Annotated in this window: 2 protein-coding genes; both read left to right on the forward strand. The window is 53.0% G+C overall.

The annotated features are described in order from the left end of the window. The coding region (locus tag IQ260_RS29780) for a LodA/GoxA family CTQ-dependent oxidase (protein ID WP_193996668.1) at positions 1-1,244 on the forward strand (1,244 nt) is incomplete at its 5' end. Beyond that, positions 1,244-2,341, forward strand: a complete 1,098-nt coding sequence (locus IQ260_RS29785) for an NAD(P)/FAD-dependent oxidoreductase (RefSeq protein ID WP_193996669.1) — start codon at positions 1,244-1,246, stop codon at positions 2,339-2,341. The genes IQ260_RS29780 and IQ260_RS29785, both read left to right, overlap by 1 nt. The last annotated feature ends 167 nt before the right edge of the window (positions 2,342-2,508 follow it).

Below are 2,508 nucleotides of genomic sequence, written 5' to 3' on the forward strand. Positions count from 1 at the left end.
TGACCGATGTGTTTATCAACCCCACCGCCCGCAGTCTCTGGTGGTCTTTTCCTGAGGAGATTTCATTTACAAAACATATTCTGCCCATCTTCCAACAGTTTAGCGATGCCCAGTGGGTGAACTATGGCTTTTCGGTGCAATTTGGCTACAGTGCTCCCTTTGACTTTACCAATAAAGTATTTCTAAAAAAACTGTCTCAAATTATTCCTTGTCAGCCTGCGAATGAGCTAAAAAAAGATATTTACCAGGAATTTCGACGACAGATTTACGATCAGTTCCGCCTGCCCACCCAAACAGAACCTAAGTTTCAGCCGGATCCTAATTCTCCTACGGTGCAGCTGTGGCCCTGGATGTATGGTGACACGGTACAGCTGGGGGGAGCACCCCAGGATGCAAATCAATACCTGTGTCTAACTAACACACAGCTGATGATGTTAGAAAAATGGGTTGAGGGTGACTTTACCGATGATTTGGAACTGCCCGAGGACGATAGTACCCATGTGGATATCTCTACGCTGTATCACCATACCCACTCCACGCTTGAACAATATCCCACTGCAGAACAACCCTTAGAACTGGATCGGGCGGCCATGCATTTTTGCCTGGGCGGTGCGTTTCATCCAGGCTGCGAGATGACCTGGCCCATGCGCCATGCCACCATGTATCGGGCTCCTTTTCGAATTCGGCCTCGCACAGACAACAATCCTGAATCCAATTACGGTGTCCAGTTAAGCCACAAAGAAGTCATGGATGATAACGGGCCGCTGTATTTTAATGCGCCTGGCGATATCACGCGCTGGATGGCGGTGCCTTGGCAGACGGATACCTCTAGCTGTCGATCTGGTTATATTCCCAAGTATGATCCGTTTTTGCCCACATTCTGGCCTGCACGGGTGCCCAACCATGTGTTGACCCAACAAGATTATGAGACTGTGATGGATCCTAAAAAATCTAAGCAAGAGCGCCTGGAGGCGTTTAACCGACGCGCGGTGTGGTTGCGGGGTCTACCAGGAGAATATCTGGATCAGATTCGTGAGATGATCACAGAGTTTGGCAAGTTGGGGATTGTGGAAAAACGAGAAGGTCCGAAGGATCCTGATTTTCCAGATGTGATCTATGTGGAGTCGGGAGTGGGATATGAAGAGCCAGAATCTCTTCTTAACAACTTGCTCTGTGAGTATATTCCCTCGGCCAATGAGGCGCGCTATTGGCGTGAGCGGCAGGAGCGGTTGGGGGGTGGATAATGTTAACGGCTGAGGTTGCGATCGCAGGTGCTGGTCCAGCGGGTGCGATCGCAGCTCTGGTTCTAGCCCAGGCGGGACGCTTAGTCTGCTTAATTGATGACGTGCAACCCGGCACCCCTAAGGTGGGCGAGTCTCTCCCTGGAGCTGCTCGCCCACTGTTACGAGATTTGGGTCTTCTGGCTCGGGTGGAAGCGGGAGGCCATAGTCCCTGCTACGGTAATCTCTCCGTGTGGGGTTCTCCTCAGGTTATTGAAACGGACTTTATCAGAGATCCCAATGGCTTAGGCTGGCATTTGGATCGGCCCAAGTTTGATCAGTCGTTACGGCAGGCGGCGCTGGAGGCGGGTGTGCAGCGGCAGCTGGCACGGGTTAGGTCGGCCCAGTGGTCTGGTCAGGATTGGTCGGTGGTGCTCACCTCTGGGCAAACGCTGACAGCGCGCTGGTTGTTGGATGCGACGGGGCGGCGGGCGGCGGTGGCGCGACAGCTGGGGGCGCGGCGGCAGCGGGATGATGATTTAGTGGCGGTGGTAACCTGGGTGCCGTCTTGTGCAGAAGATCGAGATACGCGGACGCTGGTGGAAGCGGTGCCCAATGGATGGTGGTATACGTCGCGGTTGCCGGGGGCTGAGCATCAGCGGGTAGTGGTGTTTCATACGGAGCCTAAGATTGCCAGTATTGTGCGACGTCATCCTGAAACCTGGCTGACTTATTTATCCCATGCTCACCATGTTAGTGGGTTGTTGCAGCGTATGCTGACACCGGAGCAGCTGTCAGCGGTCGTTGCTAAGTCTCGGCCATTTGTGCTGACTGAGGCCTGTGGAGCCCGGCTAAATCGCTTTTGGGGAGAGGGCTGGTTGGCGGTGGGGGATGCGGCGCTGTCGTTTGATCCGCTGTCGTCCCAGGGGATTTTTAATGGGTTGTATACGGGGATGCTGGCGGGGCAGACGGTTGATGCGGTGTTGGCAGGGCAGGAGAACGCGCTGCAGGGGTATACGCAACAGTTGGAAAGTATTCGGGCGGCGTATTTGCAGCACCATCGGGTGTTTTATCAGGCGGAAGAGAGATGGTGCGATCGCACATTTTGGTCCCAACGTTAAAATCAGTTTATATATTTATGCTTAAATTTTAGCTAACGTTTAGGAAGAACCTGAATAATGTCCTGCTCAATCAAGTCTTGGAGTCCCAGAATAATCTGACGATCTGAAGCAGCTGTTATAACAGTCTCTCTAAAGGTTGTGATGATTTGATAGGCCGGTTTTGGCTG

The organism is Leptolyngbya cf. ectocarpi LEGE 11479, assembly GCF_015207065.1.
In the GTDB taxonomy this organism is placed as follows: Bacteria; Cyanobacteriota; Cyanobacteriia; order Phormidesmidales; family Phormidesmidaceae; genus Leptothoe; species Leptothoe ectocarpi.